Source organism: Streptomyces sp. NPDC019224, assembly GCF_040632605.1.
In the GTDB taxonomy this organism is placed as follows: Bacteria; Actinomycetota; Actinomycetes; order Streptomycetales; family Streptomycetaceae; genus Streptomyces.
The window spans coordinates 17,153-30,397 of the sequence record NZ_JBEYCF010000070.1; the positions used below are offsets into that span (position 1 = coordinate 17,153).

Consider the following 13,245-nt stretch of genomic DNA (forward strand, 5'->3'; position numbering starts at 1 on the left):
GCCGGCCCCTCCACCACCCGGGGGGCCGGTGCACCTGCTAAGATCGTCATGCCGTTCAGCGTGTACCGAGGAGACCAGACATGGCAGGCGACGACGACATCTCCGGGTGATCCCGGAGCCCCATAGCCGCAGCGGGCGCCCAGGGCGCCGCCGCAGTGGCCATGTCGTTGTTCCCTCAGACCATTTCTCCGGGCCGTGATGTCTGCCGTCCCCGGATTCACACGCGAGGTCTCCGCATGTCCGACGCATCCCTCATCTGTTCGAACCTCTCCTTCTCCTGGCCGGACGACACGCCGGTCTTCTCGGGCCTGTCCTTCACGGTGGGCAGCGGCCACACCGGTCTCGTCGCTCCCAACGGCTCCGGCAAGAGCACGCTGCTCAAGCTGATCGCCGGCGAGCTGCGCCCGAGCGCAGGCTCCGTCACCGTCGCCGGCACGCTGGGGCACCTCCCGCAGAGCCTCCCCCTGACCGGTGACCTGTCGGTCGCCGAGGTCCTCGGCGTGGCCGCGGTGATCCGCGCACTGGACGCCGTGGAGTCGGGTGACGTGGACGAGAAGCACTTCGCCGTCATCGGTGACGACTGGGACATCGAGGAGCGCACCCGCGCCCAGCTCGACCGGCTCGGTCTCGACGACATCGCCCTGGACCGGAGCATCGGCACGCTCAGCGGCGGCCAGGTCGTCTCGCTCGGGCTGGCGGCCCAGCTGCTGAAGCGGCCGGACGTCCTGCTGCTGGACGAGCCGACCAACAACCTCGACCTCGACGCGCGCCACCGCCTCTACGACACGCTGGAGACGTGGAGCGGCACGCTGCTCCTCGTCAGCCACGACCGCGCGCTCCTGGACCGCATGGACCGCATCGCCGAACTCGGACGGGAGGAACTGCGCCTGTACGGGGGCAACTTCACGGCGTACGAGGAGGCCGTGCGGGCCGAGCAGGAGGTGGCCGAGAAGAACGTCCGCAACGCGGAGCAGGAGCTGAAGCGGGAGAAGCGCGAGATGCAACAGGCCCGCGAACGGGCCGAGCGGCGCGCGAGCAACGCGGCCCGCAACCTCAAGAACGCGGGTCTCCCCCGCATCTTCGCCGGGAACATGAAGCGGGGCGCCCAGGAGTCCGCCGGCCGCTCCGGCCAGACACACGCCTCCCGGGTCGGCGAGGCGCAGGCCCGTCTCGACGAGGCGGGGCGTGCGGTACGCGACGAGCAGCGCATCACGCTCGACCTGCCCGACACCGACGTGCCCGCCGGCCGCACCGTCCTCCTCTGCGAGCAGGTGCGGGTGCGCCTCGGCGGCCGGGAGCAGTTCTCCGGCTCGGGGATCGACCTCACCGTCCGGGGCCCCGAGCGCATCGCGCTGACCGGGCCCAACGGCGCCGGCAAGAGCACCCTGCTGCGCCTGGTCAACGGTGACCTGGAGCCCCACGACGGGTCGGTCAGGCGCGCCGACGGGCGGATCGCGTACCTCTCGCAGCGGCTCGACCTGCTCGACCTCGACCGCACGGTGGCCGAGAACTTCGCCGCGTTCGCCCCGCACCGGGAGGAGGCCGAGCGGATGAATCTGCTCGCGCGCTTCCTCTTCCGCGGCGACCGCGCCCACCTGCCCGTCCGGGTGCTGTCGGGCGGTGAACGGCTGCGGGCCACGCTGGCCTGCGTCCTGTGCGCGGAACCGGCCCCGCAACTGCTGCTCCTGGACGAGCCGACGAACAACCTCGACCTGGTGAGCGCCGGGCAGCTGGAGAGCGCGCTCGCTTCGTACCGCGGGGCGTTCGTGGTGGTCAGCCACGACGAGCGGTTCCTGGAGCGGATCGGCGTGGAGCGGTGGCTGAGGCTGGCGGACGGGGAGCTGCGGGAGACGGGGGCGCCGGAGACGTGAACCGCTGACGTGCCGTGCACGCCCGCGCCCGAGGCTCCGTGCCCGGCGGGCCCCGAACCGATCACGTCGGAGGTACCCATGACCGTTCCCACCCGTCCGTCCGCCCTGCTCGCCCACGACCTCGTCCGCACCCTCGGCACGAAACGCGTCCTCGACGGGGTGTCGCTCACCGCGTCGCCCGGCGACCGCATCGGCCTGATCGGCGAGAACGGTGTCGGCAAGTCGACTCTGCTGCGGCTGCTCGCCGGGGTGGACGAGCCCGACGCCGGGCAGGTCACCCGGCCCGCCGATGTGGGCTTCCTGCACCAGGAGATGCCCTTCGACGCGGACTCCACCGTCGCCGGCGTCCTGGACGACGCGCTGCGCGAGGCCCGGGCCGACCTCGCGGAGCTCGACCGGCTCTCCGTACTCCTCACCCGTACGCCCGAGAGCTCTCCGGAGTACGCGCAGCTTCTGGAGACGTACGGCCGGCGGCTCGAACAGGCCGAGGAACGGGAGTCCTGGGACGCCGACCGGCGCGCGGCCGTCCTGCTCGGCGGCCTCGGCCTCGGCTCCCTGCCGCACGAGCGGACGCTCCGCTCGCTCTCGGGCGGGCAGCGCGGCCGGCTGGCACTCGCCGCGCTGCTCGTACGGCGGCCGTCCGCCCTGCTGCTGGACGAGCCGACCAACCATCTCGACGACGAGGCCGCCGCGTTCGTGGAGGAGCAGCTGCGGACGATGCCGGGCCCCGTGGTGATCGCCGGACACGACCGGGCGTTCCTCGACGCCGTGTGCACGGACCTCGTCGACCTCGATCCGGCGGTCGAGGGGCCGGTGCGGTACGGCGGCGGGTACAGCGCCTACCTGGCCGAGAAGCGCGCGGAGCGGGCGCGGTGGGAGCGGCGGTACGCCGAGGAGCGGGAGGAGATCGAGGCGCTGCGCCGCTCGGCCGCGGTGACCGCACGCCAGGTCGCGCCGGACCGCGGGCCCCGTGACAGCGAGAAGATGGGGTACGGGCTGCGGGCCGGGCGGGTGCAGAGCCAGATCGCGCGCCGGGTGCGCAACGCCACCCGCAGGCTCGACGAGGCGGAGCGCCGCCAGGTCGCCGAGCCGCCCCGTCCGCTGCGGTTCCGGTACACCGCACGGGCCGAGCCGCCCGAGCCGGGCACGCTGGTGTCCCTGCGCGAGGTCCGGTTCCCCGGCCGGCTTGCCGTCGACCGGCTCGACATCGGGGCGTCCGAACGCCTGCTGGTGACGGGCGGCAACGGTACGGGGAAGTCGACGCTGCTCGCGGTGCTCGCCGGGCGGCCGGTCGCGCGGGGCGAGGTGACCCGGCGGCCCGGCCTGTCCGTCGGGGTGCTCGCGCAGGACACCGTGTTCACCCGGCCGGACCTTACCGTCGGCGACACCTACGAACGGGTGCTGGGCGCCGAGCGGGCCGAGCGGGTGCCGTTGGCCTCACTGGGTCTGCTGCACGAGGCGGACGCGGACAAGGCGGTGCGGCAGCTGTCGGCGGGCCAGCGCCGCAGGCTCGCCCTCGCGCTGCTGATGGCCCGCCCGCCGGAGCTGCTGCTCCTCGACGAGCCCACCAACCACCTCTCCCCCGCGCTGTGCGACGAGTTGGAGGAGGCGCTGGGCCCCGGGCCCGGCGCGATCGTGGTGGCCAGCCACGACCGCTGGCTGCGACGACGCTGGCGGGGGCGCGAACTGCGTCTGGGCGCTTAGCGGTCGCGGAGGCCGGGGCGCGGCGGCGCCCCGGCGGTTCCGTGCGCGCACTGCTCCCCCGGCGCCCGGCCGGCTCCCCCGGCGCCCGGCCGGCTCCCGCGCGGATCAGCGGCCCGGCGCGTCTTCCCGGGGTCACGGTGCACGTCCATCCGGAACCTCCGGCTGGGGGTGCGGATGAAGTCGTACGGTCCCGGGCCGGTGCCGTCCCGCAGTCCGACGTCACTCCGTCAGGCCCGCCGCCAGCGTGGCTCCCAGCTCCCAGCACGCCTCCGTGTCGGCCCTGGCCGGCTCGCCCGTCACCTTCACGGCGTCCGCCGCCCGGCGCCAGCCGAGGCCCGTCGTGATCGTCTCGATGCCGCGCACGGCGCCCGTGACGTCGTTGCCGCCGTGCACGTAGTAGCCGAAGGGCCGGCCCTGCGTGGTGTCGAGGCACGGGTAGTAGATCTGGTCGAAGAAGTGCTTGAGTGCCCCGGACATGTATCCGAGGTTCGCCGGGGTGCCGAGGAGCAGTCCGTCCGCCGCGAGGACGTCGGAGGCCGTGGCGGCGAGTGCGGCGCGCCGTACGACGCGTACGCCCTCGATCTCGTCGGTCGTCGCGCCGGAGACGACGGCCTCGAAGAGGGCCTGGCAGTTCGGCGATGGCGTGTGATGCACGATCAGGAGAGTGGGCACAGCACCGAAGCCTGCAGTGCCCCTCCCGTCGCCGCAAGCCGGGTACGGCTCGTGCGCGGTGGTGTCAGGAGCGGTGGCCGAAGAACTCGATCTCGGCGATCGCCACCCGGCGGTCCTCGCCGGTGCCGTACGCCGAGTCGACCGTGAGGCGGACCCGGACCGTCTGCGAGCCCCGGACGTCGAAGGTCTGCCGGCCGGCCTGGTCGGCGAGGCGGATCGTACGCGTGCTCCTGGTGCCGTCCTTCGCCGTCAGTTCGGCGATGATCCTGGCCGGCCGGGCCTGCGTCAGGAACTCGTCCTTGCGTGCCGACGTCCCGGAGAACACCACCATCTTCCGCATCCGCACCGGTGAGTCGAACTCGCACTCCAGGAACTCCCCCGCCCCGTCGCCGGTCTTCTTCGGCGCCCAGTAGCGGTTGTTGAAGCCGTCCACCGCCGCGCCGGCGGCGTGCCCCCGATGCCGCGCTGGAGCCGTGGCACGCGGAGGGCGGCATGGATTCCGGCGCACCCGTCTCGTCCTTGGCGAGGCCCAGCAGCCCGGACAGGTGCGGCAGCGCGAACCACACGGCGGCCGGCACGAGGAGCAGGGCGAGGGGTATCCCCAGCCGCGGCCCGGGCGCGCTGGATCACCGGGCCGAGCGCGGCGTTGCCGACCGTGCGCTGGAGGACCCCCATGCCGGCGGTGCCGACCACGTCGGTCCGTCCGGTGACGGCGGCCCGGAAGAGGTGGTGCGCGCCGGAGTCCGCGTCCCGGGTGTCCGAGGTGGCGGGCGCCTCGGCCGTCGCACCGTGCAGGTGGCCGGCCGGCAGCCGCTCGTGCTCGTCCCCGGTGTCCCGGGGCGGAGGGTGGCGGTCCCGCTCGGGGGCGTGCTCGTGCTGGTGGTCGTGGTCCTGTGCGTTCACCGTCATCTCCCCTGACCGCACCGGGCAGGCCCACGCCACGCGGTCGCGGCGGACCGCCCGCTCCTACCGGCCCTCCACCCTGGTGGACGCCCCGCTGCCCCGTCCAGCCCGGCACTGTCCGCCGCGGGGCACCGCCCGGTGCCTCTTCGGGCAGCGGGGTGGTACGGACGGCCTCCGGCGCCGTGCCACCGATCGGTCAGGAATCGAGAAGCGGGGCGGGGAGGCCGTCCCTAGCATGATCTTCATGGACATCACCATTCACACCAGCTTCCTCCCGCACGACGACCCGGAGGAGTCCCTCGCGTTCTACCGTGACACGCTCGGCTTCGAGGTCCGCAACGACGTGGGCCAGGGCAAAATGCGCTGGATCACCGTCGGCCCCAAGGACCAGCCCAGCACGTCGATCCTGCTGGCTCCGCCGGCCGCGGACCCGGGCATCACCGAGGACGAGCGGCGCACCATCACCGAGATGATGGCCAAGGGCACGTACGGCTGGATCCTGCTGGCCACCCGCGACCTCGACGCCACCTTCGAAAAGGTGCAGGCCGGGGACGCCGAGGTGGTCCAGGAACCGACCGAGCAGCCGTACGGCATCCGCGACTGCGCGTTCCGCGACCCGGCGGGCAACCTGGTCCGCATCCAGGAACTGCGCTGAGCGGCCGGACCCGCCGCCCGAAGGCTTACGGTCCCGTGACGTGCCGCGGCGAAAGCGCCTGACGGGGGCGCGCACGTCCTAGCGTGGCGTTCATGCGCGTACTTGTCACCGGCGGAGCCGGTTTCATCGGGTCGGAGATCGTCCGCAGTCTCACCTCCGCCGGGCACGAGGCGGTGGTACTGGACGCACTGCTCCCGTCGGCGCACGGCGCTGCCGTGCGCCGGCCCCCCGGGGACGACGGCGGGATGATCGTCGGGGACGTACGGGACCGCGCGGCCGTGGACCGCGCGCTGCGCGGGGTGGACGCGGTGTGCCACCAGGCGGCGATGGTCGGCCTGGGCAAGGATTTCGCGGACGCCCCGGAGTACGTGGGGTGCAACGACCTGGGCACGGCCGTCCTGCTCGCCGCGATGGCCGGGGCCGGGGTGCGGAGTCTGGTGCTCGCCGGGTCGATGGTGGTCTACGGCGAGGGCCGTTACTCCTGTCCGCGTCATGGCACCGTCCGGCCGGGTCCCAGGGACCGGGCGGACCTGGCGGCGGGCCGCTTCGAGCCGCGCTGCCCGGACTGCGGGGCCGCGCCGGCCCCCGGACTGGTCTCGGAGGACGCGCCGGCCGACCCGCGCAACGTCTACGCGGCGACCAAGCTCGCGCAGGAGCACCTCGCGGCGTCCTGGGCGCGGGCGACGGGCGGGAGCGCGGTCTCGCTGCGCTACCACAACGTGTACGGGCCCGGCATGCCCCGCGACACGCCCTACGCGGGTGTCGCGTCGTTCTTCCGGTCGGCCCTGGCCCGGGGCGAGGCGCCGCGTGTCTTCGAGGACGGCGGCCAGCGGCGCGACTTCGTCCATGTACGGGACGTGGCCGCCGCGAACACGGTGGCGCTGGAGGCCGTCGGCGCCCGCCCTCCGGGCGGCTTCGCGGCGTACAACACCGGCAGCGGCGAGCCGCACACGATCGGCGAGATGGCCGAGGCGCTGGCGACGGCCCACGGTGGTCCGGCACCCGTGGTGACCGGTGAGTTCCGGCTCGGGGACGTACGCCACATCACGGCGGACTCGCGGCGGCTGCGGGAGGAACTGGGCTGGCGGCCGGTGGTGGGGTTCGCGGAGGGCATGGCCGATTTCGCGGCGGCGCCGCTGCGGGAGGCCGGGGCGGGTCTGCCCGCCTGAGGCTCAGGCCGAAGGCAGCGTCACCTCGAAGCAGCAGCCGCCGTTGACGTTGCGGACCTCGGCCCGGCCGGCGTGCGCCTCGACGATTCCCCGCACGATGGCGAGCCCGAGACCCGCGCCGGCCGGCGGCGTACGGGCGTGGCTGCCGCGCCACCCCGTGTCGAAGACCCTCGGCAGGTCCTCCTCCGGGATACCGCCGCAGCCGTCGGTCACCGACAGGACCACACCGTCCCCCGCGCGGTGCGCCGCGACGGCGACGGTCCCGTCGGCGGGCGTCCGGCGGATCGCGTTGATCAGGAGGTTGCCCAGGACCCGGCTCATCTCCTTGCCGTCCACCTCCACGGGCACCTCCTCGATCCGTCCGCCGACCAGCCGCACCCCGTGTTCGCGGGCGAGCGGGTCCGCGCCGGCGAGGGCGTCGCCCACGAGGTCGTAGACGGAGACACGGGTCGGGGTCAGCGCGAGCGAGCCGGCGTGGATACGGGAGAGCTCGAAGAGGTCGCCGACCATGTCGTTCATCCGCTCCACCTCGGTGCGGATCTGGCGCAGGTAGCGCGGGGAGTCGACGGCCATGCCGTCCTCCAGCGCCTCGGACATGGCGCGCAGCCCCGCGAGCGGGGTGCGCAGGTCGTGCGAGATCCAGGCGACGAGTTCGCGCCGCGAGGTCTCCAGAGCGCGTTCCCGCATCCGCGAGCTGTCCAGCTTGGCACTGGTGGCGGCGAGTTCGCGGGTGAGGGCGGCGAGTTCGGCGGTGGCCGGGGCCTCGGGCGCCGCGAAGGTGCCGCCGTCGCCGAAGGAGCGGGCGGCCAGGGTCAGCTCGCGGCTGCGGGCGGCGACCCAGCGGCCGAGCAGCATCGCCGTGACGAGCGAGACGACGGCGGCCATGGCGACGACGGTGGTGACCACGGACAGGTCGTGCGGTGACAGGAACATCGCCCAGGCGACGGCCAGGGTCCCGGCGAGCATCGCGGTCACGGCCACGGCGGCCACGATGCTCAGGGAGACGACGAGCGAGCGGTGCCGGGAGAACCGCAGCGCGAGCGCCCCGAGCAGTCCCGCGGTGGCGGCGCCGAGGAAGGCGAAGAGGGCGATGAGGAGCAGGTCGGTCATCGCGGGGCTCCGGAGTTCCGCTCTTCGCCCGCGGACGGTTCCGGGGCCGCGTCGAGGCGGTAGCCGACGCCCCAGACCGTACGGATCAGCTCCGGGTGGGCCGGGTCGGACTCGACCTTCCCGCGCAGGCGGCGTACGTGCACCGTGACCGTCGACAGGTCCCCGAAGTCCCAGCCCCAGACCTCGCGCATCAGTTCCTCCCGGGTGAAGACCCGGCCCGGGTGGCGCAGGAGGAAGGCGAGCAGGTCGAACTCGCGGAGGGTGAGGGAGAGCTGCCGGCCCCGGCAGGTGGCGCGCCGGGCCGCCGGGTCGAGGACGAGCCCGGCGCCTTCGAGCGGGGCGGGCGGCCCGGCGGGGGCCGCGGCCGCCCTGGCGCGCCGCAGGACGGAGTCGACGCGCAGGACGAGCTCGCGCGGGCTGAACGGCTTGGTCACGTAGTCGTCCGCGCCTGTTTCGAGGCCGAGGATGCGGTCGTCCTCGTCGCCGCGCGCGGTCAGCATGATGACGGGCACCGGGCCCTGGGCCCGCATGCGGCGGCAGACCTCGAACCCGTCCATGCCGGGCAGCATGAGGTCCAGGACCGCCAGATCCGGCCGGCGGGCCGCGTACGCCGCGAGTGCGGCCGGTCCGTCCGCCGCGCGGGCGACGTCGTAGCCGGCCCCGGTCAGGTATCCGGTGACCACCTCGGCGACGGTCGGGTCGTCGTCGACGACGAGGACGTGACCGCGTGCCGGAACTGCGGGGTGCGGCCCGACCGCGTCCTTTGGGGCCGTCCGTGCCGCGGGCGCCCCGCCGGCGGGGGCGGAAGGCGGTGTGGGCGGGGTCGTCTGCATGGGACCACCCTGGCACCCGGGGCGGCCCGGCCGGAAACGCGGACGGGCCGCCACCGGGCGACGTCCACGTTTCGTAAGATCCGATGCCCGGAATGCCGGTTTCCGCTCCGTAGGGTGAGCCGGGTGATCCTTCCTTCCGATGATTCAGGACCCCATGCCGACCTCGTCCTGCCCTGTCTCGACGAGGCGGCGGCGCTGCCCGGCGTGCTGGCCCGGGTGCCCCGGGGCTGGCGGGCGATCGTGGTCGACAACGGTTCGACCGACGGCTCGGCCGATGTGGCCCGTTCGCTCGGCGCGACCGTGGTGCGCGAGCCCCGGCGCGGTTTCGGCGCGGCCTGCCAGGCCGGGCTGCTCGCCAGTGAGGCGGAGTTCGTCTGCTTCTGCGACTGCGACGGCTCGCTGGACCCGGCGCTGCTGCCCGGCTTCGTCCGCCGGGTCGCCGACGGCGAGTGCGATCTGCTGCTCGGCCGCCGCCGCCCCGAGGGGCGCGGCGCCTGGCCGCTGCACGCGCGGGCGGGCAACGCGGCACTGTCCCGGATGCTGCACCGCCGCACCGGACTGCGGCTGCGCGATCTCGGTCCCATGCGGGCGGGGCGCCGGGCCGATCTGCTGGCGCTCGGGCTCACCGACCGGCGCAGCGGCTACCCGTTGCAGATGGTGGTGCGGGCGGCCGACGCGGGGCTGAGGGTGGCCGAGACGGACGTCCCGTACCTCGCGCGTACCGGGAAGTCGAAGGTCACCGGTACCTGGCTGGGGACCTGGCACGCGGTGCGTGACATGCGGGCCGTGCTGGGCGAGCCGCCGGTCCGGGCAGGGGTGCCCCGATGAGCCCGGTGACGCCCGGCGCCGCCCCGGCCGGGGTGACGACCGTGCTGGTCATCGCGAAGGAGCCGCTGCCCGGACGGGTCAAGACGCGGCTCACCCCGCCCTTCTCCCCCGCCGAGGCCGCCCGTCTCGCCGAGGCTGCGCTCGCCGACACCCTGCACACCGTCGCGACCCTGCCGGCAGCACGGCGCGTCGTCGTCCTGGACGGGGCGCCCGGGCCCTGGCTGCCGCCGGGCATCGAGGTCGTGGAACAGGGCACGGGAGGGCTCGACGAGCGGCTGGCCGCCGCGTTCGGGGCGTGCACCGGGCCGGCCCTGCTGATCGGGATGGACACCCCGCAGATCACGGTGGCCGATCTGGCTCCCGCGCTGTCCTCCGGGGCCTGGGACGGATGCGATGCCTGGTTCGGACCGGCAAAGGACGGCGGTTTCTGGGCGCTGGGCCTGGCGGAGCCCGATCCCGGGCTGCTGCGCGGTGTGCCGATGTCCGTGCCGGAGACGGGGGCGGTGCAGCGGCGCCGGCTGGTCGACGCCGGGCTGGCCGTGCGGGACCTGCCTCGGCTGCGGGACGTGGACACGGCCGCCGACGCGGCGGAGGTCGCCGCGCTCGCACCGCACGGCCGGTTCGCCGCCGAGCTGGCCCGGACGGTCCGAACGGCCGCCCGATGAGCCGTACCGGCCGGGACCGCGGAGTGCTGGACCCCGCGCACCCGGACGCCGACGTCTGGGGCACCGACCCGTACGCCAACGCCCTGCGCAACGGGCACGGGCCGCTCTTCCTGCGCCGTACGGACGGCTGGCTGCTGCCGCTGGACGTCGAGCGCTGGTGTGCCGGCGCGGACGCGGCGGACATGTCGGCGCTGCGCCGCTGCGAGGGACCGGTCCTGGACGTCGGGTGCGGGCCCGGCCGGCTGGTCGCCGCACTGGCGGCGCGCGGCCACCGCGCCCTCGGTATCGACGTCAGTGAGGCCGCGGTCGCCCGGACCGTCCGGCTCGGCGGTTACGCGCTGCGCCGGTCGGTGTTCGACCCGCTGCCCGGCGAGGGGCGCTGGGGCACCGTGCTGCTGGCCGACGGCAACATCGGCATCGGCGGCGACCCGGACGGGCTGCTGCGCCGGACGGCGGACCTGCTGGCGCCCGGTGGACTGCTCATCGCGGAGACCGTGCCGCACGACATCGACGAGCGGGTCCGGGTGCGGCTGGACGACGGGAGCGCCCCGGCCGGGCGGGGCCCGGCGGGCCTCTTCCCCTGGGCCAGGCTCGGCACCCCGGCGCTGGTGGGGTACGCCCGCCCGCACGGGCTGCGCACCGTCGATCAGTGGGAGGCGGAGGGCCGCACCTTCGTCTCCCTGCGGCGCGCCCGGGCTCTCCGGACGACGAATGAGAGCGCCGAGAGCAGGAACAGCGCGGCCGTGATCAGCAGCCAGTTCCCCAGGAAGACGTCCGGGGACAGTCCGCTCGCCGGTTCGTAGCGCTCGGTCCGCCGCGTGATCAGCGGGAACCACACGAGCAGCAGCAGCCCGGACAGGAAGGCCGGCACCCGTACGTAGTTGACGGATGCCGGCCTCCGCTGTCCGAGGCGGCGGCGCAGCACCAGGTCCGCCGACACGTACAGGGGCACGAGCACCAGGTCGTGCACGAGGGCCGCGCCCACGAACCACGCGACGACCCCGAGCGTGTCGCCGGCCAGCAGGCGCACGCCCGCGTAGCCGGCGAGGGCGAAGGAGGCGGCCAGGAGTACGAGGTGCGTCGGCCCGGCCCCGTAGCGGCGGCGCAGGAAGGCGCGCGGGCCGGTCGTGTTCACAGCTCTCCGAAGGTCAGCCGGGACACCCATTTGGTGTTGAGTACTCCGGGGGCGGCGGGGACGATGACGCGGGCCGGGTAGCCGTGATCGGGGGACAGGTCCTCGCCGTTGACCCGCAGCGCCAGCAGGGAGCGCGGGTCGCGGACCTGGTTGTCCCGCAGGGCCGCCCGGCGGAAGGGGCCGCTGCGCTGCAAGGACTCCACCAGCACACCGGGCGGCCGGTCCGGGTATCCGGCGAGGGCCGCGAGGTCACTCAGCCGTACCCCGCGCCACCACTGGTCCGAGGTGGACCAGCCCTCCACGCAGGCGATGGGCAGGGCCGCGCTGTGCTGGTCCATGGCCAGCAGCCGGGCTCGGGTGAGCCGCAGGTCACCGGCCGGGCCACTGACGGTGAGCCACCAGCCGTCGCCGGTGTCCGCGGTGGTGATCCCGACGGCCGCGGCCGTCTTGTTGATCTGGAAGCCGTTGGGGCCAAAGCCCGGTTCGGCGGCGCCGCGCGGGGTGAGCAGGGCGAGGCGGCGCAGCGTCCCGTCGAAGCTCCGGCCGGCCGAGGTGACCAGCAGGACCAGTGAGCCCGCCCCCACCACGGCCAGGGCGCCGCGCCGGGAGAGGGTCGGCGGGGCGGGGGCGGGCGACTCCAGCGGATCGTCCCGGACCGGCCCGTTCAGCCCGCCCCGCCGCAGCACCCGTACGGCCTGCGGCACGCGCAGCCCCGCGTGGGCGAGGAACGCGGCGAAGAACACCCATGCCCCGTAGAAGTGCAGCGGGTAGAAGGAGCCGGGGAACAGGTACTCCAGCTGGATGTTGAGCAGCCCGGTGACGAACTCGAAGAGCGCCCCGCCCACCAGCAGGAGCAGCGAGATCCGTTCCAGGGCGTGGGCGAGGGAGCGGGCCGGGGGAAGGGTGAAGAGCCGGGGCACCACCGACCACAGTTTGGCCAGCAGGACGGGGACCAGCACGATGCCCACGGTGACGTGGAGTCCCTGCGTCAGCCGGTAGAGCCAGTGCGGTGAGGTGGGCCAGGAGAACAGGTAGAAGCCGAGCAGCCCCTTGTCCGGTGTCTTGTCGTTGACCGGGTTCAGGTCCGGGTTGTACGCGGCGTACGACAGCAGGCCGGTCACGAAGAGCAGAGTGATCCCGGCGAGCAGGACGAGGCCGAGCACGGCGGTGAACGGCACGCCGCGCACGGGGCTGCGCCAGAAACCGGGCGCCGACGGCAGTCGTGCGAGGAGGCCGGCGGAGCGCCGGGGCCGGGAAGCGGGGGGTGTCGGACCGTTCCGACGGGTGTCGCCCATACGCCTGACGCTATGCCGGGGGCGCCGGGAACCGGTGGGCGCGACTCCTGACGAAACGATGACGTCACCCCGCCGAACGTACGGCGGGGCCCTCGAATCTGACGGTTGTGTGACGCACCGGGCGGAATCCGCCGTCGCGGCGCTCAGGTGCGTACGGTGCCTGCTTGACGTCCTCCCCGCCCTGAAGAAGGGCGGGGATTTCTGGCTCACGTTGGCCGGGGACCCGCGGTCCGCCGGCTCTTACACGATCAGCACCAGCCGGGTTGAGACCAGCCCGGACCAGCATCACGCGGGCGGAGTTCTTGTCCCGGGGGGACGAGATCCCGCATGCGGTGCAGGTGTAGGTACGTTCCGAAAGGGGAAGTGCGTGCTTGGTTCTCGCTCCGCACGACGCGCAGTCCATGG

13 protein-coding genes are annotated in these 13,245 nt (G+C 74.3%); 7 read left to right on the plus strand and 6 right to left on the minus strand.

Annotation, left to right across the window (positions count from 1 at the left end):
* Window positions 1–236 precede the first annotated feature (236 nt).
* Together abc-f and ABZ564_RS30135 are read left to right on the plus strand one after the other, a co-directional pair.
* Window positions 237–1,871, plus strand: a complete 1,635-nt coding sequence (gene abc-f, locus ABZ564_RS30130) for a ribosomal protection-like ABC-F family protein (RefSeq protein WP_360862305.1) — start codon at window positions 237–239, stop codon at window positions 1,869–1,871.
* A 78-nt stretch (window positions 1,872–1,949) separates the two neighbouring features.
* Window positions 1,950–3,575 (plus strand): ABC-F family ATP-binding cassette domain-containing protein, encoded by a 1,626-nt coding sequence (locus tag ABZ564_RS30135; RefSeq protein ID WP_360862307.1) that lies wholly within the window; start codon window positions 1,950–1,952, stop codon window positions 3,573–3,575.
* 219 nt (window positions 3,576–3,794) lie between these two features.
* Here the strand turns inward: ABZ564_RS30135 and ABZ564_RS30140 are convergent, their stop codons facing one another.
* On the minus strand, window positions 3,795–4,247 hold the full coding sequence (locus tag ABZ564_RS30140) for a flavodoxin family protein (RefSeq protein WP_360862308.1): 453 nt from the start codon (window positions 4,245–4,247) through the stop codon (window positions 3,795–3,797).
* A gap of 64 nt (window positions 4,248–4,311) precedes the next feature.
* Window positions 4,312–4,680 (minus strand): hypothetical protein, encoded by a 369-nt coding sequence (locus ABZ564_RS30145; protein ID WP_360862310.1) that lies wholly within the window; start codon window positions 4,678–4,680, stop codon window positions 4,312–4,314.
* 714 nt (window positions 4,681–5,394) lie between these two features.
* Here ABZ564_RS30145 and ABZ564_RS30150 point away from each other — a divergent pair.
* Both ABZ564_RS30150 and ABZ564_RS30155 read left to right on the plus strand, forming a co-directional pair.
* Window positions 5,395–5,805, plus strand: coding sequence for a VOC family protein (locus ABZ564_RS30150; protein WP_360862311.1), 411 nt, complete (start codon window positions 5,395–5,397; stop codon window positions 5,803–5,805).
* A gap of 92 nt (window positions 5,806–5,897) precedes the next feature.
* On the plus strand, window positions 5,898–6,974 hold the full coding sequence (locus tag ABZ564_RS30155; RefSeq protein ID WP_360862313.1) for an NAD-dependent epimerase/dehydratase family protein: 1,077 nt from the start codon (window positions 5,898–5,900) through the stop codon (window positions 6,972–6,974).
* A gap of 3 nt (window positions 6,975–6,977) precedes the next feature.
* Here ABZ564_RS30155 and ABZ564_RS30160 read toward each other — a convergent pair whose 3' ends face one another.
* Both ABZ564_RS30160 and ABZ564_RS30165 read right to left on the minus strand, forming a co-directional pair.
* Complete coding sequence (locus ABZ564_RS30160; RefSeq protein WP_360862315.1) at window positions 6,978–8,084, minus strand: HAMP domain-containing sensor histidine kinase; 1,107 nt, start codon at window positions 8,082–8,084, stop codon at window positions 6,978–6,980.
* On the minus strand, window positions 8,081–8,917 hold the full coding sequence (locus ABZ564_RS30165) for a response regulator transcription factor (RefSeq protein ID WP_360862316.1): 837 nt from the start codon (window positions 8,915–8,917) through the stop codon (window positions 8,081–8,083). The genes ABZ564_RS30160 and ABZ564_RS30165 overlap by 4 nt, the downstream gene beginning before the upstream one ends.
* 123 nt (window positions 8,918–9,040) lie before the next feature.
* Between ABZ564_RS30165 and ABZ564_RS30170 the strand changes: the two genes are divergently transcribed.
* From ABZ564_RS30170 to ABZ564_RS30180, 3 genes are read left to right on the plus strand one after another with little or no spacing between them, the layout of a single operon-like run.
* Entirely contained in the window at window positions 9,041–9,745 is a 705-nt protein-coding gene (locus tag ABZ564_RS30170) for a glycosyltransferase family 2 protein (protein WP_360862318.1), read from the plus strand.
* On the plus strand, window positions 9,742–10,410 hold the full coding sequence (locus ABZ564_RS30175; protein WP_360862319.1) for a DUF2064 domain-containing protein: 669 nt from the start codon (window positions 9,742–9,744) through the stop codon (window positions 10,408–10,410). Before ABZ564_RS30170 ends, ABZ564_RS30175 begins: the two co-directional genes overlap by 4 nt.
* Complete coding sequence (locus ABZ564_RS30180; RefSeq protein ID WP_360862321.1) at window positions 10,407–11,213, plus strand: methyltransferase domain-containing protein; 807 nt, start codon at window positions 10,407–10,409, stop codon at window positions 11,211–11,213. Before ABZ564_RS30175 ends, ABZ564_RS30180 begins: the two co-directional genes overlap by 4 nt.
* Before the next feature lie 328 nt (window positions 11,214–11,541).
* Here ABZ564_RS30180 and ABZ564_RS30185 read toward each other — a convergent pair whose 3' ends face one another.
* Both ABZ564_RS30185 and ABZ564_RS30190 read right to left on the minus strand, forming a co-directional pair.
* The gene (locus tag ABZ564_RS30185) at window positions 11,542–12,840 is read right to left on the minus strand and encodes a molybdopterin-dependent oxidoreductase (RefSeq protein WP_360862323.1); all 1,299 of its coding nucleotides are present in this window, start codon (window positions 12,838–12,840) and stop codon (window positions 11,542–11,544) included.
* A gap of 64 nt (window positions 12,841–12,904) precedes the next feature.
* A partial coding sequence (locus ABZ564_RS30190; protein ID WP_360862325.1) for a zinc ribbon domain-containing protein occupies window positions 12,905–13,245 on the minus strand: 341 nt, incomplete at its 5' end.